15 protein-coding genes are annotated in these 20,147 nt (G+C 65.7%); all 15 read left to right on the top strand.

All coding sequences use genetic code 11. The features are described from left to right. Positions 1 to 136: 136 nt before the first annotated feature. The 15 genes from PQV96_RS14130 (at position 137) to PQV96_RS14060 (ending at position 20,108) form a co-directional block, all read left to right on the top strand. The gene (locus PQV96_RS14130; RefSeq protein ID WP_273623256.1) at positions 137 to 2,044 is read left to right on the top strand and encodes an NADH-ubiquinone oxidoreductase-F iron-sulfur binding region domain-containing protein; all 1,908 of its coding nucleotides are present in this window, start codon (positions 137 to 139) and stop codon (positions 2,042 to 2,044) included. Then, entirely contained in the window at positions 2,041 to 5,007 is a 2,967-nt protein-coding gene (locus tag PQV96_RS14125) for a molybdopterin-dependent oxidoreductase (RefSeq protein ID WP_273623255.1), read from the top strand. Before PQV96_RS14130 ends, PQV96_RS14125 begins: the two co-directional genes overlap by 4 nt. 69 nt (positions 5,008 to 5,076) lie before the next feature. Further along, positions 5,077 to 5,625 carry a DUF3305 domain-containing protein gene (locus tag PQV96_RS14120; protein ID WP_273623254.1) on the top strand — a complete coding sequence of 183 codons (549 nt, stop codon included), beginning with the start codon at positions 5,077 to 5,079 and terminating at the stop codon, positions 5,623 to 5,625. Further along, the gene (locus PQV96_RS14115; protein ID WP_273623253.1) at positions 5,618 to 6,337 is read left to right on the top strand and encodes a DUF3306 domain-containing protein; all 720 of its coding nucleotides are present in this window, start codon (positions 5,618 to 5,620) and stop codon (positions 6,335 to 6,337) included. Before PQV96_RS14120 ends, PQV96_RS14115 begins: the two co-directional genes overlap by 8 nt. Next, complete coding sequence (locus tag PQV96_RS14110) at positions 6,297 to 8,366, top strand: 4Fe-4S binding protein (RefSeq protein ID WP_273625262.1); 2,070 nt, start codon at positions 6,297 to 6,299, stop codon at positions 8,364 to 8,366. The genes PQV96_RS14115 and PQV96_RS14110 overlap by 41 nt, the downstream gene beginning before the upstream one ends. Then, positions 8,363 to 8,992 (top strand): TorD/DmsD family molecular chaperone, encoded by a 630-nt coding sequence (locus PQV96_RS14105; RefSeq protein ID WP_066698993.1) that lies wholly within the window; start codon positions 8,363 to 8,365, stop codon positions 8,990 to 8,992. The genes PQV96_RS14110 and PQV96_RS14105 overlap by 4 nt, the downstream gene beginning before the upstream one ends. Before the next feature lie 149 nt (positions 8,993 to 9,141). Then, positions 9,142 to 9,363: a formate dehydrogenase gene (locus PQV96_RS14100; protein ID WP_066698995.1), complete on the top strand. Its 222-nt coding sequence runs from the start codon at positions 9,142 to 9,144 to the stop codon at positions 9,361 to 9,363. A gap of 14 nt (positions 9,364 to 9,377) precedes the next feature. After that, entirely contained in the window at positions 9,378 to 12,344 is a 2,967-nt protein-coding gene (locus PQV96_RS14095) for a formate dehydrogenase subunit alpha (RefSeq protein WP_273623252.1), read from the top strand. 10 nt (positions 12,345 to 12,354) lie between these two features. Further along, on the top strand, positions 12,355 to 12,984 hold the full coding sequence (fdh3B, locus tag PQV96_RS14090) for a formate dehydrogenase FDH3 subunit beta (RefSeq protein ID WP_207373962.1): 630 nt from the start codon (positions 12,355 to 12,357) through the stop codon (positions 12,982 to 12,984). Beyond that, entirely contained in the window at positions 12,981 to 13,220 is a 240-nt protein-coding gene (locus PQV96_RS14085) for a hypothetical protein (protein ID WP_142083955.1), read from the top strand. The genes fdh3B and PQV96_RS14085 overlap by 4 nt, the downstream gene beginning before the upstream one ends. 12 nt (positions 13,221 to 13,232) lie before the next feature. Beyond that, on the top strand, positions 13,233 to 14,426 hold the full coding sequence (locus PQV96_RS14080; protein WP_207373963.1) for a formate dehydrogenase subunit gamma: 1,194 nt from the start codon (positions 13,233 to 13,235) through the stop codon (positions 14,424 to 14,426). Between the two features lie 11 nt (positions 14,427 to 14,437). After that, on the top strand, positions 14,438 to 14,815 hold the full coding sequence (locus PQV96_RS14075; RefSeq protein ID WP_273623251.1) for a hypothetical protein: 378 nt from the start codon (positions 14,438 to 14,440) through the stop codon (positions 14,813 to 14,815). Between the two features lie 112 nt (positions 14,816 to 14,927). Further along, positions 14,928 to 15,848, top strand: coding sequence for a formate dehydrogenase accessory sulfurtransferase FdhD (locus tag PQV96_RS14070; protein ID WP_273623250.1), 921 nt, complete (start codon positions 14,928 to 14,930; stop codon positions 15,846 to 15,848). Positions 15,849 to 15,968: 120 nt separating this feature from the next. Continuing rightward, the gene (locus PQV96_RS14065; protein ID WP_273623249.1) at positions 15,969 to 17,576 is read left to right on the top strand and encodes a C13 family peptidase; all 1,608 of its coding nucleotides are present in this window, start codon (positions 15,969 to 15,971) and stop codon (positions 17,574 to 17,576) included. A 12-nt stretch (positions 17,577 to 17,588) separates the two neighbouring features. Beyond that, entirely contained in the window at positions 17,589 to 20,108 is a 2,520-nt protein-coding gene (locus PQV96_RS14060; RefSeq protein WP_273623248.1) for an ABC transporter permease, read from the top strand. Positions 20,109 to 20,147 lie beyond the last annotated feature (39 nt).

The raw sequence follows: 20,147 nt of genomic DNA, 5'->3' as shown, positions 1-20,147 counted from the left end.
GTTTCATTTGTTTTTGTGATCGCCCCATGTGCATCGGCAATTTGACGCCGCACGAGTCCCTGGCTGACACTGCGGCGGCGCGCCTGGCCTATGCAGGCGCCTTCATACAAAACAACGCGCTCCACGCCCCCGGCCCATGCACCTTGCCCCCGAAGCCCCCAACGCAACCGTTGTCGCCACCGTGTCGGTCAGCGACATGCGCGAGCGTATCCGCCGCAAAAGCCGCCTCAAAGGCCGCCAGCCTGAAGAGGCTGCCATGGCAGACGTGGCGCAGTTGCTGGGCCCGCGCCCGGCCAATGGTTTTCGGCGCGACCTGCTTATTGAATACCTGCACCGCCTGAACGACCACTTTGGCGTGCTGCACGACCGGCACCTGGTGGCGCTCGCCAAGCAGATGAACCTGCCGATGGCCGAGGTGTACGAGGTGGCGAGCTTCTACCACCACTTCGAGATCGTGCGCGGCGACGATGCAGTGGCCCCGCGACTGGTGCTGCGCGTGTGCGACAGCCTGAGCTGCAGCATGGCGGGCGCCCGCGAACTGCTGGCTGCGCTGCCCGAACGCCTGCGTGCGGCCGGGCAGGGTGACGTGCAGGTGTTGGCCGTGCCCTGCGTGGGACGCTGCGAGCAGGCGCCCGTGGCCGTGGTGCACCAGTGCCCTGTGCCGCAAGCCACCTTGGACTCTGTGCTGGAAACCGTCACTTTGAAGCCAAATCGGGCTCTGGCGCTTCACCCATCAGCGCCAGCAGCTATCAATTTTGATATTGCAGCGCTGGCAGAGCACAGCGTACCTGTTCAGCCGGAAGGCATCAGCCCTGCCTACGCCGACCTCGCCGCGTACCGCGAGCAAGGCGGCTACCAGACCGCCGCCGCGCTGGTCAACGGCGAAATGGATGCCGAGGCCGTGCTCGCGGCCATGGAGGACTCCGGCCTGCGCGGTTTGGGCGGCGCGGGCTTCCCGGCGGGGCGCAAGTGGCGCATTGTGCGGGACCAGCCTGCACCACGCCTGATGGCCGTGAACATTGACGAGGGCGAGCCCGGCACCTTCAAGGACCGCACCTACCTGGAGCGCGACCCGCACCGCTTTCTGGAGGGCGTGCTCATCGCCGCCCAGGTGGTGGGCACCGAGGCCGTCTATATCTACCTGCGCGACGAGTACCACGGCTGCCGTGCGCTGCTGCAAAAGGCGCTGGACGATCTGCGCGCCGAGCCGCCATGCCCGCTGCCGCACATTGAACTGCGGCGCGGCGCGGGTGCCTACATCTGCGGCGAAGAGTCCGCGATGATCGAGAGCATCGAGGGCAAGCGGGGCGAGCCGCGCATGCGCCCGCCTTACATCGCCCAGGTGGGCCTGTTCGGCCGGCCCACGCTGGAGCACAACTTCGAGACGCTGTACTGGGTGCGCGACATTGTGGAGCGCGGGCCCGCGTGGTTCGCCAGCTTTGGCCGCCACGGCCGCAAGGGGCTACGGTCTTTCAGCGTGAGCGGCCGCGTGAAGCACCCGGGCGTCAAGCTCGCGCCCGCGGGCATCACGGTGCAGGAGCTCATCGACGAATACTGCGGCGGCATGCAGGACGGCCACGAGCTGTATGCCTACCTGCCCGGCGGTGCCTCGGGCGGCATCCTGCCCGCCAGCCTCAACCAGATACCGCTGGACTTCGACACCCTGCAGCCCTACGGCTGTTTCATCGGCTCGGCCGCTGTCATCGTGCTCAGCCAGCACGACCGCGCGCGCGATGCCGCGCTGAATGTGATGCGCTTTTTTGAACATGAAAGCTGCGGCCAGTGCACGCCCTGCCGCGTTGGCACGGCCAAGGCAGCCACGCTGATGCAAGCGCCGCAGTGGGATGAAGAGCTGCTGGACGACCTGGCGCAGGTGATGGCCGATGCCTCCATCTGCGGCCTGGGGCAGGCCGCGCCCAACCCCATTCGCTGCATTCACAAGTATTTTCCGCATGAGGTGGGCGAAGGGCCCTGGCCGGGTGACCTGCCCAAGCCGCGCAACAGCCCGCTGACGGAGCAGTTGCCCCAAGGAGGCCAGCCATGAGCGCATTGCACAGCACCTGTGGTGTGGCCTTTGAGCTGGACGGCCAGCCCATCACCGCACGCCCTGGCGAAACCATTTTGACAGCCGCGCAGCGCCATGGGGTGGACATCCCGCACCTGTGCTACAGCGACGGCCTGCGACCCGACGGCAACTGCCGCGCCTGCGTGGTCGAGATCGCGGGCGAGCGCACGCTGGCCCCCAGCTGCTGCCGCGCACCGACCGAGGGCATGAAGGTGCAGGCCGCCAGCCCTCGCGCGCGCAAGAGCCAAGAGATGGTGGTGGAGATGCTGCTGTCGGACATGCCCGATGTGGGTTACCAATGGAACGATGACAGCGCAAAGACTCCTGAATTAATAGCTGCCAGCGCTTGCGTAGTAAGCGCTGGAGGCCAATTTGATCAAAATACTTCTGTCGTGAGCCAGCATGGCGAGTTGAGCGCATGGGCTGATCGCCTGGGCGTGGCGGTGCGCCCGGCGCTCCAAGTTCTGCGCCGCGAACAACCTGCGCCGGACCTGAGCCACCCGGCCATGGCCGTCAACCTCGACGCCTGCATCCAGTGCAACCGCTGTGTGCGCGCCTGCCGCGAAGAGCAGGTCAACGATGTGATCGGCTACGCGCTGCGCGGTGCCGACAGCAAGATCGTCTTCGACCTCGACGACCCCATGGCTGAGAGCACCTGCGTGGCCTGCGGCGAATGTGTGCAGGCCTGCCCCACGGGCGCGCTCAGCCCCAAGACGCACATCGGCTCGCAAAAGGTGGACCGTAAGGTCGACTCGGTCTGCCCGTTCTGCGGCGTGGGCTGTCTCATCACCTACAACGTGCGCGACGAAAAGATCATCAGTGTGGAAGGCCGCGACGGCCCCGCCAACCACGGCCGCCTGTGCGTGAAGGGGCGCTTTGGTTTTGACTACGCCCACCACCCCGACCGGCTGACCGTGCCGCTGATCCGCAAGCCCGGCGTGCCCAAGGAGGTGCGGCCCTACGGCGCCGACTGGCGCGACACCTTCCGCGAAGCCACCTGGGAAGAAGCGCTGGATCTGGCCGCTGGCACGCTCAAAAACCTGCGCGACACGCACGGCCCCAAGGCGCTGGCAGGCTTTGGCTCGGCCAAGGGCAGCAACGAAGAGGCCTACCTGTTCCAAAAGCTCGTGCGCACCGGTTTCGGCAGCAACAACGTGGACCACTGCACCCGGCTGTGCCACGCATCCAGCGTGGCCGCGCTGCTCGAAGGCGTGGGCTCGGGCGCGGTGAGCAACCCGGTCAACGATGTGGAGCACGCCGAGCTGATCTTCGTGATCGGCTCCAACCCCACGGCCAACCACCCGGTGGCTGCGACCTGGATGAAGAACGCGGCCAAGCGCGGGGCAAGAATAGTGCTGGCCGACCCGCGCGTGACCGACATTGGCCGCCACGCCTGGCGCACGCTGCAGTTCAAGGCCGATGCCGATGTGGCCATGCTCAATGCATTGATCCACACGGTGATCGATGAGGGGCTGGTGGATGAGGCGTTCATCCGTGACCGCGCCAACAACTACGAGGCGCTCAAGGCCAACGTGATGGGCTGCAGCCCCGAGGCCATGGCGCCCGTCTGCGGCATTCCGGCCGAGACGCTGCGCGAGGTGGCGCGGGCTTTTGCCACCGCGAAGGCATCGATGATCCTCTGGGGCATGGGCGTGAGCCAGCATGTGCATGGCACCGACAACGCGCGCTGCCTCATCGCGCTCTGCGCCGTCACGGGCCAGATCGGCAAGCCCGGCTCGGGCCTGCACCCGCTGCGCGGCCAGAACAATGTGCAGGGTGCGAGCGACGCAGGGCTCATCCCGATGATGTTCCCCAACTACCAGCGCGTGGACAACGCCGGGGCGCATGCGTGGTTTGAAGACTTCTGGGGGACGAAGCTGGACGAGGCGCCCGGCTACACCGTGGTCGAGATCATGCACAAGGCTCTGGCGCCGGACAGTGACCCGCACAAGGTGCGCGGCATGTACATCATGGGCGAGAACCCCGCCATGAGCGACCCCGACCTGAACCACGCGCGCCACGCGTTGGGGAGCCTCTCGCACCTGGTGGTGCAGGACATCTTCCTCACGGAGACGGCCTGGCTGGCCGATGTGGTGCTGCCCGCCAGCGCCTGGCCGGAAAAGACCGGCACCGCCAGCAACACCGACCGCATGGTGCAGATGGGCCGCCGCGCCCTGAACCCGCCGGGCGATGCGCGGCCGGACCTGTGGATCATTCAGCAGATCGCACAAAGAGTGGGCCCCCACGCTCCGCACTTCGTGTCGTCGCTGCCCCCCGAGGGGGCCGGCCCCGCCTTGGGGCGGCCCGGCGGCGGGGCGGGCCTGAACTGGAACTACGAAGGCGAAGAATCTGGCGTGGCCGCCGTGTACGAGGAAATGCGCCAGGCCATGCACGCCAGCATCGAGGGCATCACCTGGGACCGGCTGGAGCGCGATTCCAGCGTGACCTACCCGTGCCTTGCACCTGACGACCCCGGCCAGCCCATCGTCTTCACTGATCAATTCCCCACGCCCACGGGTCGCCTGCAACTGGTGCCTGCCAGCGTGATCCCGGCGGCAGAAAAGCCGAGCGCTGAGTTCCCGTTCGTGCTCATCACCGGCCGCCAGCTGGAGCACTGGCACACGGGCAGCATGACGCGGCGCAGCACCGTGCTGGACGCCATCGAGCCTATGGCCACCGCATCGCTGCACGGTGACGAGCTGGCGCGGCTGGGTGTGCAGCCCGGCGCGCTGGTGGGCATCCGCTCGCGGCGCGGCATGGTGCAGGTGCGCGTGCGGCGGGACGACGGCACGCCGCGTGGCACGGTGTTCATGCCGTTTGCGTATGTGGAAGCCGCAGCCAACCTGCTCACCAATGCGGCGCTGGACCCGTTTGGCAAGATTCCGGAGTTCAAGTACTGCGCCGTAGCCGTGCAAGCGCTGCCATCCACCCAGGGCGATTGAAGAGCAGGGCGCAGGGGTTTGGCGGCGCGCCTGTATGGCGGGGGCTGCTACAGAGTACAGTCGCAGCCCATGACTGAGCGCCCCTACACCGATGTTGCTGTGATCATGCGCTGCGAGCGCATTGACAACCGCTGGCAGCCCTGGCGGTGGTCGCTGGCCGAAGTCGTCATGCACGACCCGGCCTTCGGCATCGAACCGCGCCAACTGTTGAGCGACGAGCGCGAACAGCGCTGGATGTTTCCCGGCTTTCGTGTGGAGCTGTTCCGCGACGATGCCGAGGGTTACCACCTGAATGTCGAATCGCCCGCCCCGTGCTGGTTTGTGCTGTGGCGCATGGACGAAGACGATGGTGGCGATGCCCCCCGCCTGGCCCGCCCGGTGGAAGTCAGCCTGAGCTACCACGAGGCTGGCCGCTGGCTGGATGCACAAGAAACGGTGGAGCAAGTGCCTGTGCCGCCTGAGGTGCTGGAGGTGCTGCAGGCCTTTGTGGCCGAGAACTACCAGCCTGAGCCCAAGCGCCGTAAGCGTCCTGACAGCTTTCAGCCGTTGCAAGACCGGTTCGGCAACCCCGCGTCGGTGAGTACCGAGAAACACCGCGGGGGAGGTGGCCGTGGCTGACGGATTCCTGGGCCGCTGGTCGCGCCGCAAGCAGGAGGTGCGCGAGGGCAAGCCCGTACAAGACCCTGCGCCACCTTTGCCACAGGCACCTGCGCCAGCCGGGGTGAATGCGCCTGCGCCCCTGGCCGCGCAGCCGGCTGCGGCACCCGTGCCGCCCGAGCCCGCAGCCGCGCCGTTGCCCACCTTGCAAGACGCGCAGTCGCTGTCCATCGATTCCGATTTCAAGCCCTTCGCCAGCCGTGCGGTGGCGCCCGAGGTGCGCAACGCTGCGATGAAGAAGCTCTTCACCGACCCCCACTTCAATGTGATGGACGGCCTGGACATCTACATCGATGACTACACCCAGCCAGACCCGCTGCCCGCTGCCATGCTCAAGGAAATGGCAAGCGCGCAGTTCATGGGGCTGGTGGAAGAAGAGCCGGAAAAGCCATCAGCCGCAGGGCAAGCCGCTGCCCCTGCGGGGCGGAATGACCCGAAAGACCCCGCATCTGTGAAACCCCCTCTGCCATCGGCAGCGCAACCGGGGCAAGACGTGGCACAGTCGGGGGTATGCACAGCTATTCCTAGCACGCACGGGCAAGCGTCGGCTGGTTCCACAGGGGAGCCTGCGCCGCTTGCCCCAGCCAGCCACACAGAACATGACCACGCTCATCTGCGATTGCAACCAGACGATGCCGCTGAACGCCCAGGCCCTGGGCACAGCACTTCGTGAAGACCTGACCCTCCATTCCACCCTGTGCCGCCGCGAGGCGGGCGCCTTCACCCAGGCCATCCGCTCGGGCGAGGACGTGGTGGTGGCATGCACCCAGGAAGAGCGCCTGTTCGCTGACCTGGGCCGCCAGACGGAAGGCGCCATCTCGCCCATCCGCTTTGTGAATATCCGCGAAACCGGCGGCTGGAGCCGCGATGCGGGCAAGGCCGGCCCCAAGATCGCCGCGCTGCTGGCGGCGGCGCACCTGCCCGAGCCGCCGCCCGTGCCGGTGGTGACATATAAGAGCGCCGGGCGCCTGCTGATCATCGGGCCGCTCGATGCGGCAGAGCAGGTGGCCGGGTTGGTGTCTGATGTGCTGGACGTTACCGTGTTCGCCCAAGGCCCCGGCCAGGCCGGTGGCGCCCAGGCTCGTCGCTACCCCGTGCTGGGCGGGCGCATCGAAGCATTGACGGGCTGGCTGGGTGCGTTTGAATTGCGCTGGCGCGAAGACAACCCCATCAACCTTGACCTGTGCACCCGCTGCAATGCCTGCGTGGCCGCCTGCCCGGAAAACGCCATCGGGCTGGATTACCAGATTGACATGTCTGCCTGCCAGCGCCACCGCGCTTGCGTGAAGGCGTGCCAGGTGGCAGGGGCGATTGATTTCCAGCGTGCGGGCGAGAGCGAGTCGGCCCAGTTCGATCTGGTGCTGGACATGCGCCGCGCCGACGCCACGCCCACCTTCTTGCAACACGCGCTGCCGCAAGGTTACTTGCGCAGCGATGGGCGCGACCTGCCCACCGTGCTCAAGTTGCGCGAACTGGTAGGCGAGTTTGAGAAGCCCAAGTTTTTTGAATACAAGCAAAAGCTCTGCGCCCACAGCCGCAACGCCACCGTGGGTTGCAGCGCCTGCGTGGACATTTGCTCGGCCGAGGCCATCAGCAGCGACAAGGCCCGCCAGCGCGTGGTGATCAACCCCAACCTGTGTGTGGGCTGCGGCGCCTGCACCACGGTGTGCCCCACGGGCGCGATGACCTATGCCTATCCGCCTGCGGCAGAGCAGGGGCAGCGTTTCAAAACCCTGCTGTCCACCTATGCCGCAGCTGGCGGCAAAGATGCCGTGCTGCTGTTGCACAGCCAGGAGCGTGGTCAAGCCTTGGTCAATGAGCTGGGCCGCGCAGCGCAGCTGAAGGTGGCCCGTGGCGTGCCTGCGAATGTGATTCCGGTGGCCTTGTGGCACACCGCCAGCACGGGGGTGGACCTGTGGCTGAGCGCAGTGGCCTACGGGGCTTCGCAAATCGTCTTGCTGGTGACCAACGAAGAGGCGCCCCAATACCTCGAAGGGCTGCGGGCGCAGATGGACGTGGCCCAGCGCATCCTCAATGGGCTCGGCTACACGGGCACCCACCTGCGCATCATCGAGGCCAAGCACCCGACTGAGTTGGATGCGGCGCTGCAAACCCTGGGCCAAACGCGCCAGCGCACCCCGAGCGTTGCCGCACGCTTTGCCATCGCGCAGGAAAAGCGCAGCACCCTGGACATGGCGCTGGACCATCTCGTTGAACAGTCGCCCTTGGGTGCGGCCACCTTGCCTGCCGCGATTGCGCTGCCTGCCAAGGGCTCACCCCTGGGTACCATTACGGTCGATAAAGACCGCTGCACCCTGTGCCTCAGTTGCGTGAGCGCCTGCCCGGCAAGCGCTCTGCAAGACAACCCGCAAACGCCGCAGCTGCGCTTTCTCGAGAAGAACTGCGTGCAGTGCGGCTTGTGCCAGACCACCTGTCCGGAAAACGCGATCAGTCTGCAGCCCCGCCTGTCGCTCACGCCCGAGCGCGCGCAGCTGCGCGTGCTCAACGAAGCGCAGCCCTGGGCCTGTGTGCGCTGCAGCAAGCCGTTTGGCACCGTGAAGGCCATCGAGGCCATGCTGGGCAAGCTGGCTGGGCATGCCATGTTCCAGGACGAAGCGCTGGAGCGGCTCAAGATGTGCAGTGACTGCCGCGTGATTGATCTGTACTCCGCACAAAACGAATCGAAAGTGACTGACCTGTGAGTGCCTCTGTTTCATTGACCCAGCCCGGCAGCTCTGCGCTGGACGAAGAAACCGCACGCGCCGAGTTGTATGGCGTGTTGTCTCAGCTGTATTACGCACCGCCCAGCCCCGAGCTGCTGTCGGCCCTGCGCGTGGCCGTGACCGAAGCGCCCATGGAAGGTGGCTTTCTGCAAGAGCCCTGGCAGCAGCTGGTGGCAGCGGCCCGCGCGCAGGACGATGTCGCCATTGCAGCCGAATACGACCGCCTGTTTGGTGGCGTGGGCAAGCCCGAGGTGTTTGTGTACGCATCGCACTACCTGGCGGGCTTCTTGAATGAAAAGCCACTGGCACGTTTGCGCACCAGCCTGGACCGCCTGGGGCTTGCGCGGGGCGACACCATGCCCGAGACCGAGGACCATGTCGCGTATCTGTGCGAAGTCATGCGCTACCTGATTGCGGGCGACGACATGGCTGTCTGCAACCTGACGGCTCAGCGTGATTTTTTTGCCGAGCACATCCAGCCGTGGCTGCCAGCCATGTGCAACGCGCTGGAACAGCACCCGGCCGCGAGCTTCTATGCAGCCGTGGCGCGCCTTACGCGGGCCTTTGCTGCTGTTGAGGCGCAGGGTTTTGACATGCTCGATTGAAGAGTGGTTTCGATGTGCCGCGTTTTGACGCGCGGCAATGCTCAAGTGCATTGGTGGGATTAGGGCTGGCCTCGTTGTGAAGGTTACCTGGCTGCCTTAGACTCGCCTATGCAATCTTTTACATAACTGCCAGCCTCCTGGAGACAAGCATGCAGGACCGCCAGCCTTCCGCTTCTACCCCCCCATCCCGTCGCCGCTTCTTTGCGGGCGCCGCCGCCGTGAGCGCCGGTGCTGCCGCCGTGACGGTGCTGCCGCGTGTAATCCCCGCCGAGGTCGTGGCCGCCGAGCCCGCCCGCGTGGCGCCTGAAAAGGGTGGTGGCTACCACCTCTCGGCGCACGTGAAGCAGTACTACAAAACCACCCAACTTTGATTTCGGGGCGCGCCATGTTGCTCACCAAAAAGTCTGCGCATGCACCGCACAGTGCATCGACATCCTCTCCCTTTGTTCACAGCCTGCGTCGGGGCCTGTCCCAGGCGCTGCCCACCATGGACCGCCGCGCTTTCCTGCGCCGCTCGGGCCTGGGCGTAGGCGTTGGCATTGCGGCCTCGCAGCTCACTCTGGTCAAGAAGTCGCAAGCGGCTGAAGGCGCCAAGGTGGGCCTGGGCGACAGCAAGATCGAAGTGCGCCGCACGGTCTGCACCCACTGCTCGGTGGGTTGCGCCGTGGATGCCGTGGTGGAAAACGGCGTGTGGGTGCGCCAGGAGCCCGTGTTCGATTCGCCCATCAACCTGGGCGCCCACTGCGCCAAGGGTGCAGCCCTGCGCGAGCACGGCCACGGCGAATACCGCCTGCGCTACCCCATGAAGCTGGTGAACGGCAAGTACGAGCGCATCAGCTGGGATACGGCCCTGACTGAGATCTCCGCCAAGATGCTGGAACTGCGCAAGGCCAGCGGCCCTGACAGCGTGTACTTCATCGGCTCTTCCAAGCACAACAACGAACAGGCCTACCTGCTGCGCAAGTTCGTGAGCTTCTGGGGCAGTAACAACTGCGACCACCAGGCGCGTATTTGCCACTCCACCACCGTGGCGGGTGTGGCGAACACCTGGGGCTACGGCGCCATGACCAATTCGTACAACGACATGCAAAACAGCAAGGTCGCTCTGTACATCGGCTCCAACGCGGCTGAAGCCCACCCCGTGAGCATGTTGCACATGCTGCACGCCAAGGAAACCGGCTGCAAGATGATCGTGGTAGACCCACGCTTCACCCGCACGGCCGCCAAGGCCGACGAGTACGTGCGCATCCGCTCGGGCACCGACATTCCCTTCCTGTTCGGCCTGGTCTATCACATCTTCAAGAACGGCTGGGAAGACAAGAAGTACATCCACGACCGTGTCTACGGCATGGAAAAGGTGCGCGACGAGGTCATGGCCAAGTGGACACCCGACAAGGTGGAAGAGGCCTGCGGCGTCAAAGAAGAACAGATGTTCAAGGTTGCCAAGATGCTGGCCGACAGCCGCCCTGGCACCATCGTATGGTGCATGGGCCAGACGCAGCACTCCATCGGCAACGCCATGGTGCGTGCCTCCTGCATCTTGCAGCTGGCCCTGGGCAACGTGGGCAAGAGCGGTGGCGGCACCAACATCTTCCGCGGTCACGACAACGTGCAAGGTGCGACGGATGTGGGCCCCAACCCTGACTCGCTGCCCGGCTACTACGGCCTGGCCGAAGGCGCGTGGAAGCACTTTGCCAACGTGTGGGGTGTGGACTTCGAATGGATCAAGAAGCAGTACGCCACGCCCGCGATGATGACCAAGAACGGCATCACCGTGTCGCGCTGGATCGACGGCGTGCTGGAGAAGAACGAGCTGATCGACCAGGACAGCAACCTGCGCGGCGTGTTCTATTGGGGCCATGCCCCCAACTCGCAGACCCGTGGCCTCGAAATGAAGCGCGCCATGGATAAGCTGGACCTGCTGGTGGTGGTGGACCCCTACCCATCGGCTACCGCTGCCATGGCCGCCATGCCCGGCAAGCCCGAAGACCTGAACCCCAACCGCGCGGTGTACCTGCTGCCTGCAGCCACGCAGTTTGAAACCAGCGGTTCCTGCACGGCGTCCAACCGCTCGCTGCAGTGGCGCGAGAAGGTCATCGAGCCCCTGTGGGAGAGCCGTTCCGACCACATGATCATGTACCAGCTGGCGCAAAAGCTGGGCTTCGACAAGGAACTGGTCAAGAACTACAAGATGCAGAAGGTCAAGGGCATGGATGAACCCATGGTTGAAGACATCCTGCGCGAAATCAACCGCTCCGTCTGGACCATTGGCTACACCGGCCAGAGCCCAGAGCGCCTGAAGGCCCACATGAAGAACATGCATGTGTTCGACGTGAAGACCCTCAAGGCCAAGGGCGGCAAGGACAAGGAAACCGGCTACGACTTTGGTGGCGACTACTTCGGCCTGCCCTGGCCTTGCTACGGCACGCCCGAACTCAAGCACCCCGGCTCGCCCAACCTGTACGACACCTCCAAGCATGTGATGGAGGGTGGCGGCAACTTCCGCGCCAATTTCGGTGTGGAAAAAGACGGCGTCAACCTGCTGGCCGAGGATGGCTCGCACTCCGTGGGCTGCGAGATCACCACGGGCTACCCCGAGTTCGACCATGTGCTGCTGAAAAAGCTGGGCTGGTGGGACGACCTGAGTGACGCCGAGAAGGCCAAGGCCGAAGGCAAGAACTGGAAGACCGACCCCACGGGCGCGATCATCCGCGTGGCCCTCAAGCATGGCTGCCACCCCTTCGGCAATGCCAAGGCGCGTGCGGTGGTGTGGAACTTCCCTGATCCGATTCCGCAGCACCGCGAACCGCTGTACGGCACCCGCCCCGACATGGTTGCAAAGTACCCCACGCACGAGGACAAGAAGGCCTTCTGGCGCTTGCCCACGCTGTACAAGACGGTGCAGGACAAGAACATGGCGGACAAGGTGTACGAGAAGTTCCCGCTCATCCTCACCTCGGGCCGCTTGGTCGAGTACGAAGGTGGCGGCGAGGAAACACGCTCCAACCCCTGGCTGGCCGAGCTGCAGCAGGAAGCGTTCGTGGAAATCAACCCCAAGACCGCTGCCGACCGTGGCATTCGCAACGGCAGCCGCGTGTGGCTGAGCTCGCCCACCGGCGCACGCCTGAATGTGCAGGCCCTGGTCACCGAGCGCGTAGCGCCGGACACCGTGTGGATGCCGTTCCACTTCTCCGGCCGCTGGCAAGGCGCCGACATGCTGGCGTATTACCCCAAGGGGGCAGCGCCTGTGGTGCGTGGCGAGGCCGTGAACACCGCGACAACGTATGGCTACGACAGCGTGACCATGATGCAAGAAACCAAGACCACGATCTGCAACGTGGAAGCTGCGTGAGGAGACCGCGATGGCCCGCATGAAATTTATCTGTGATGCAGAGCGCTGCATCGAGTGCAACAGCTGCGTGACAGCGTGCAAGAACGAGCATGAAGTGCCCTGGGGTGTGAACCGCCGCCGCGTGGTGACCCTGAACGACGGCGTGCCCGGTGAAAAGTCCATCTCGGTGGCCTGCATGCACTGCAGCGATGCGCCTTGCATGGCGGTGTGCCCCGTGAACTGCTTCTACCGCACCGAAGAAGGTGTGGTGCTGCACGACAAGGATGTCTGCATTGGCTGCGGCTACTGCAGCTATGCATGCCCGTTCGGTGCGCCGCAGTTCCCCTCTTCCGGCACCTTCGGTGTGCGCGGCAAGATGGACAAGTGCACCTTCTGCGCTGGCGGCCCTGAAACCCATGGCAGCCAGGCCGAATTCGAAAAGTACGGCCGCAACCGACTGGCCGAAGGCAAGCTGCCTGCCTGCGCAGAAATGTGCTCGACCAAGGCCTTGCTCGCCGGCGACGGCGACGTGGTGGCAGACATCTTCCGCAACCGCGTGGTGCAGCGCGGCAAGGGTGCCGAGGTGTGGGGCTGGGGCACTGCCTACGGTTCCAAGCAGGCAGGCCAGCCTCCAGCAGGCGCAACCGGAGCCAAGTCATGACACGCATTGCTTCGACACTTTTGACGGCCGCCACCCTGTGCGTGGCACTGGCAGCCTGCGGTGAAAAGCCCCAGACAGGCGGTGCAGTCAAGCACGATGCGGCGCCTTACGCCGGTACGGGCAGTAACTTCACCCAGCCAGGCTGGACGGCGGGCGACAAGACCAGCTGGGAGCAGCAACTGCGCACGCGCCAGCAGTACGGTCAAAACGAGTATTCCCGCAACCAGAAGCCCTGAGCGAGGTCTGCCATGAAACACAGTATCTGTGCCGTGCTGCTGGCCTTGGGTGCGCTGGCTGCGCAGGCCCAGGCGCCAGCGGGGCCCACGGCCTCGGGCGTTGTGGGCCAGGCGCCTGCCGCTCTGGGGGTGCAAGGGCAAAACATTTTTGATGTGAAGCCCGACGCGAGCGCCGAGCCCGGCTATGCCGAGCAGACCAACGGCGAACGCATGAAGGTACAGCCCGGCAACAATGCACCCATGTGGCGGCAGGTGGGGCAGGGCGTGACTGGCTACAGCAGCCTGCCCAAAACGCAGGCGCCTGAAGCAGGCAACCTGATCCAGCCCTTTGTGCAGTACCCCGGCTCCCGCGTGAGCAGCGCGGGCGAGGCTTGGCGCCAGGTGCGCAACCAATGGATCATTCCCTACGGCGCAGCGCTGTTCGCGATTGTTCTGCTGGCCCTGGGCATTTTTTACTTCACCAAGGGGCCGCTGGGGCACGACCACCCGGAAGGCCCTGGCACGCGCCGCATTGAACGCTTCACGCCGTTCGAGCGCGCAGCCCACTGGGCGAATGCCTTTGCCTTCATTGCCCTGGCCATTTCGGGCATCGTGATGGCGTTTGGCAAGTTCTTCCTGCTGCCCATCATGGGTTCCACGCTGTTTGGCTGGCTGACCTACGCGCTCAAGAACGTGCACAACTTCGTAGGGCCGCTGTTTGCCGTCTCGCTCCTGGTGATCATCCTCACGTTCGTGAAGGACAACATTGCCAACCGCGCCGACTTCGTGTGGCTGTCCAAGGGCGGTGGCATGCTGGGCGGCGACCACCAGGTGCCATCACATCGCTTCAACGCGGGGGAGAAGGGGTTGTTCTGGTGGGGCATCACCATCCCTGGTATTTTTGTGGTGGCCACGGGGCTGGTGCTCGACAAACTCATCCCCGGCTTTGGTGATGTGCGCAGCGACATGCAAATCGCCCACATGATCCATGCCACCCTGGCGATCTGGATGATGGCGCTGATCTGCGGTCACATCTACATGGGCACCGTGGGCATGAAGGGCGCCTACAAGGCCATGAAGACCGGTTACGTGACCGATGAATGGGCCAAGGAGCACCACGAGCTGTGGCACGACGACGTGCAGGCAGGCAAGATTCCACGGCAGCGCAGCGCCGCCCATCAGGGCGATGCTGCAGCCACCACTGCGGGCCAGCCCGCGCAGGTATGAGGCAACGCACCATGAAGCAAATCTTCCGATCGTCCCTGCTGGCGCTGTGCGCCGGTGGTCTGTGTTCTGTGGCGCTGGCCAAGCTGCCTGCCCCCACGCCTGAAGCAGCCGCTAAGGCCGCCGAAGCGGCTGCCAAGGCTGCCTGGTCGGGCAAGGTAGACAACTACAAGCTCTGCCAAGCGCAAGACCGTGTGGCGGCGCACTACCGCAAGACGGCCAAGGACGCCAAGCCCGCCGCAGCATCCACACCTTGCGCCGACCCCGGCCCATTCGCCTACACGCCACCAGAGGCGAAGCCGATTGAGGCGGCAGGCGCCCATTCGCCACCAGGCACGGCCAGCAGCCCGCCCAGCACCACCATGCCAGCGGCGTCTGCGCCCAAGTCCTGACAGCGGACCCGGCGGCCATCGGCACGGTAGCGTGCCTGCGTGGTTTGCCCCGTCGCTGATCCGGCCGCAAGTTCCAAAGAGCTTGCGGCTTTTTTGCGTGTACCCTGCGCCCATGAACGATTCGACCCTGGCCCCCCCCCACCCGCCACAGCCATTGGACTTGCCCCGCCTGACCCAGGCGCAAGCCCCCCTCACCCAGGCGGTGGATGTGATCAACGAGCGGGGAGAGACTGAGCAGGTGCACATTCCTGCAGAGCGCGCCTTGACGGTGTATGTGGACCGCCGAGAGCTTGTCACGCTGATGACGCTGGGCGCGCACCCCGAGCTGCTGGTGCTGGGCTACTTGCGCAACCAGCGGCTGGTGGATTCGGTGTTCGACATTGAATCCATCACCGTGGACTGGGAGGTGAACGCCGCCGCCGTGCGCACGCGCCGCGGCATTGCCCGCATTGAAGAGCGCACCGCGAGCAAGGTGGTGACCACCGGTTGCGGGCAGGGCAGTGTGTTTGGTGGCCTGATGGACGAGGTGGACCGCATTGAGCTGCCGCAGGCGCAGCTCACCCAGGCACAGTTGTATGGCCTGGTGAATGCCATCCGCCTCAAGGAAACCACGTACAAATCCGCTGGCTCGGTGCACGGCTGCGCGCTGTTCCGTGGCGAAGACATGCTGGTGTTTGTGGAAGACGTGGGCCGCCACAATGCCATCGACACCATTGCAGGCTGGATGTGGATGAACCCGGAAGCCCCTTCTGCAGCGCGCTCAATCCAGGCAGGGCAGACCGATACCGCGTCGTTCCAACCCATGGGCGGTGCCGATAAGGTGTTCTACACCACCGGGCGGCTGACCAGCGAGATGGTCATCAAGTCCGCGCAGATGGGCGTGCCCATTGTGGTGTCGCGCAGCGGCATGACGCAGATGGGCCATGCCGTGGCCCAGCAACTGGGCCTGTGTGCCATTGGCCGCGCCACCAACCGACGCTTTGTCTGCTACGCGGGCGCGCACCGGCTGGTGCTGCAGCCCGAGCTGGCCTGAGCCCGCGTCCTGCGGCAAGCCGCCCGCCTTGTACTGCCTTGAATGCTATTGAAAAGATAGCTGCTGGCGATTGTTGGATAAGCGCCAGGTGCCAATTTTGTCTCATGGCATGATGGCGCCATGATTGCCGAGTCGCCGTCCCCCGAAACCCCCGCTACTGCTTCGCTGCCCAGTGCGGCACCTCCGCCCACGCCCCTGCCTGCGCCCCAACGTTTACCCGCCTACCGCTGGGTGCTGGAGGGCCTGCGCGCGGCGGCCTTCCTGGCCCCCCGCACCGGCATGGCTGCGCCCACGCCATTGCAATTGCTGGTGCTGCTGGCCGCCGACTGGGGGCTGGTGTTGTGGGGCGAATGGTGGGCCACTGCTGGCCCCGTGGAGTTCAATGCACGTGCGTGGCTGGGGCAGCAGTGGCTGTCGCTGGCTTTGATGGGCGCGGCGTGGTGGGCCATGGCGCCTGCCCAAGACCGCAGCGGTGTGTTCTCCAACCCGCAGCGGGCGCCCGGTGGTGGGCTTCCCGCCTGGCTGCTGCTCAGCAACTGGGCCATGCTGCCCTGGCTACTGCCCACCTTTGCCTTGCCTGCCAGTGTCGATGCCAGCCTGGGCGCTGACGCATTGGCGGGCGCAGGCGATTGGGCTTGGCAGGATGGGATGCTGGATGGCTTGGCGCTGCTGGCGTTGCTGTTGTCTCTGGCTGTGCTGCTGCGCCTCACGGCGCGCTTCATCCAGTCGCGCTGGCGCACGGCGGTGTTTGCCCTATGTTTGTTGGGAGGCATGGCCGCGCAGTTCTATCTGGGCGTGGAGCCTTCGTGGCAGCCCGTGGTCACGGCACCAGCTGCGGGCGCTGATCCGGGCCTCGGCGAGCCATCCGCTGGCGTGCCTTTGTCCCAGTCGGTGTTTGAGGGCCAGCAACTCATGCTGGAGGCCTACACCCAGGACCTGACCCCCGAGCGCCCCGGCGTGGTGGATGTGTACGGACTGGTGTTTGCCCCTTATGCGGGCGAGAAGGTGTTTCGCCGTGAAAGCACCATGGTGAGCGACCTGCTGCAAGACCGCTTCGACGCCGAAGGCCGCGTGCTGCACCTGCTCAACCACCCTGATACCGCAGACACCCACCTGTGGGCCACGCCCGAGAACCTGCGCAGTGCCATCGATGCCCTGGCGGCCACCATGGACCGCGAGGAAGACGTGTTGGTGCTCTACATGACTTCGCACGGCGCGCGCGACCACCAGCTGGCCGCTGCCCACCCGCCCCTGCAGGTGGACCCCATGACCCCAGAGCTGCTGCGCCACATGCTGGACGACGCGGGCATTCGCCACCGGGTGATCGCCATTTCTGCCTGCTATTCCGGCGGCTGGCTCGATGCGCTGACCACCCCATCCACCCTCATCATGACGGCGGCAGACGCCACCCACACGTCCTACGGCTGCGGCACCCGTTCAGAGCTGACCTTCTTCGGCCGGGCGGTGTTCCATGAGCAACTGCGCTCCACCTATTCCTTCACCGAGGCGTTTACCAAGGCCGTGCCGATCATTGCGCAGCGTGAAATTCAGGCTGGCAAGGACGATGGCTTCTCCAACCCCCAGATGCGCGTGGGGGCAGAGATCGACCCCGTGCTCAACGCTCTGGCCCGGCGGCTGGCGGCGGAAGAGGGCCCGGTGCTGCGGCCCGGCGGCAAAGGTCTGGTCGCGCAAATCCCTATGGCATGGCGCTCAGCGCAATTGCGCTAAGGTTTGCCCCCTATGAAACTGTCTTTCCTGCGCCTTGGGTGGCGCACCTTGCTGCGCGACCTGCGCGCGGGTGAGCTGCGTTTGTTGGTGGTGGCCGTCACGCTGGCCGTGGCCGCGCTCACATCGGTGGGTTTTTTTGCGGACCGGCTCCAGGGCGGGCTGCAGCGCGACGCCCTGCAACTGCTGGGCGGCGATGTCGTGGTGGCCAGCGACAACCCCACGCCCCAGGCCTTTGTGGACAAGGCCCAGGCGCTGGGTTTGCAAACCGCGGGCACCATGGGCTTTCCTACCATGGGGCGGGCCAGTGATGCGCAGGGGGGCGCCAGCAAGCTGGTGGCCCTCAAGAGCGTTGCGGCGGGCTACCCGCTGCGCGGCACGCTCAAGGTGGCCGATGCCCCCGGCGCTGCTGAGCAGGCCACGCGTGACATTCCCGCCCCCGGCGAGGTGTGGGTTGATGCCCCCCTGCTCGACGCCCTGGGCTTGGCCATGGGCGACCAGCTCCTCTTGGGCGATGCCCAGTTGCGCATTGCCCGCATCATCGTCATCGAACCCGATCGTGGCGCTGGCTTCATGAGCTTTGCGCCGCGCGTCATGCTCAACGCGGCCGATGTGCCCGCCACTGGCCTGGTGCAGCCTGCCAGCCGCATCACCTACCGCTTTGCTGTGGCGGGGCAGCCCGCCGCCGTGAAGGCGTTTTCAGAATGGGCGGCTGAAGAGGTCAAAAAGCCTGACGTGCGCGCCGTGCGGGTGGAATCGCTGGAAAGCGGCCGCCCCGAAATGCGCCAGACGCTGGACCGCGCACAGAAGTTCTTGAGCCTAGTGGCCCTGCTGGCCGCATTGCTCTCGGCCGTGGCCGTGGCGCTGGCCGCGCGTGGCTTTGCGGCCGACCACCTGGACGCCTCGGCCATGCTGCGCGTGCTGGGCCAAAGCCAGCGCACCATTGCGGGCGCCTACACCACTGAATTTGCGCTCATTGGCATATTTGCCAGCGCGCTGGGCGTGGCCGTGGGCTATCTGGTGCACAACGTGTTTGTGCTGCTGCTGTCGGGTCTGGTCGAATCGGCCCTGCCCGCGCCCAGCCTGTGGCCCGTGGCCTTTGGCCTGGGCATGGGGCTTACGCTGCTATTTGCCTTTGGCCTGCCGCCCGTGCTGCAACTGGCGCAGGTGCCACCGCTGCGCGTCATCCGCCGCGATGTGGGCGGGCTCAAGCCGGCATCGCTGGCCGTGCTGTGCGTGGGCGTGGCGGGCTTTGCTGCACTGCTGCTGGCGGTGAGCAGTGATCTCAAGCTAGGCCTCATCGCCGTGGGCGGCTTTGCCGGGGCCGTGGCCCTGTTTGCGGGCCTGAGCTGGGTGGCCGTGAAGCTGCTGCGCAAAAGCGTGAATGAAACCACCGCGCCGCGCTGGCTGGTGCTGGCCACGCGGCAAATCTCGGCCCGCCCGGCCTATGCCGTGGTGCAGGTCAGCAGCCTGGCCGTGGGCCTGCTGGCGCTGGTGCTGCTGGTGCTGCTGCGCACCGACCTCATCAGCAGCTGGCGCCAAGCCACACCGCCGGATGCGCCCAACCGCTTTGTCATCAACGTGATGCCCGAGCAGGCCGACGACTTTCAGAAAACCCTGCAAACCAACGGCGTGTCCAGGTACGACTGGTACCCCATGATTCGCGGCCGCCTGCTGGCCGTGAACGGTCAACCCGTGGGGCCGGACAACTACACCGAAGACCGTGCCAAGCGGCTGGTCGACCGCGAGTTCAACCTCTCCACCGCCGTGCAGCAGCCCCCCCACAACCAGATCGTGGCTGGCCGCTGGACCGAGAACGAGGCCGGTGCCGTGAGCGTGGAAGAGGGCATTGCCGAGACCCTGGGCCTGAAGCTGGGCGACCGCCTGCTGTTCGACATTGGCGGCGTGCAAAACGAAGCCCGCATCACCAGCCTGCGCAAGGTGGACTGGGGATCGATGCGCGCCAACTTCTTCGTGATGTACCCGGTGCAGCAGCTCGAAGGCGTGGCCATCACCTACCTGGCGGCCTATCGCGCGCCAGAAGTGCAGGGCTTTGACAACGCGCTGGTGCGCCAATTCCCCAACATCACCAACGTGGACATGGCCAGCACCATCAACCAGGTGCAGCGCGTGCTCGACCAGGTGATCCGAGCAGTGGAGTTTTTGTTTGCCTTCACCCTGGCGGCCGGGCTGGTGGTGCTGTTTGCGGCCGTCACCGCCACGCGCGAGGAACGCGCGCGGGAGTTCGCCATCATGCGCGCCGTGGGCGCCCGCGCCAGCCTGCTGCGGCAGGTGCAGCGGGCCGAGCTCATGGGCGTGGGCCTGCTGGCTGGCTTCCTGGCCAGCGCCGTGGCCGTGGGTGTGGGCTGGGGGCTGGCGCGCTATGTGTTCGACTTTGCCTGGACGGCTTCCCCCTGGGTGCCGCTGGGGGGCGCACTGGCCGGTGCCGTGCTGGCGCTGATGGCCGGGTGGTGGGGCTTGCGTGAAGTGCTGCGCCGCCCCGTGGTCGAGACGCTGCGCCGCGCCGCCGAATAAAATGCTATGAAAAACAGAGCTGCTGGCGCTTGCCCATCA

The sequence above is a fragment of the Acidovorax temperans genome (assembly GCF_028596105.1).
GTDB lineage: Bacteria > Pseudomonadota > Gammaproteobacteria > Burkholderiales > Burkholderiaceae_C > Acidovorax > Acidovorax temperans.
The sequence above is the reverse complement of the archived record's forward strand: the minus strand, read 5'-3'. Positions and strand labels throughout refer to the sequence as shown.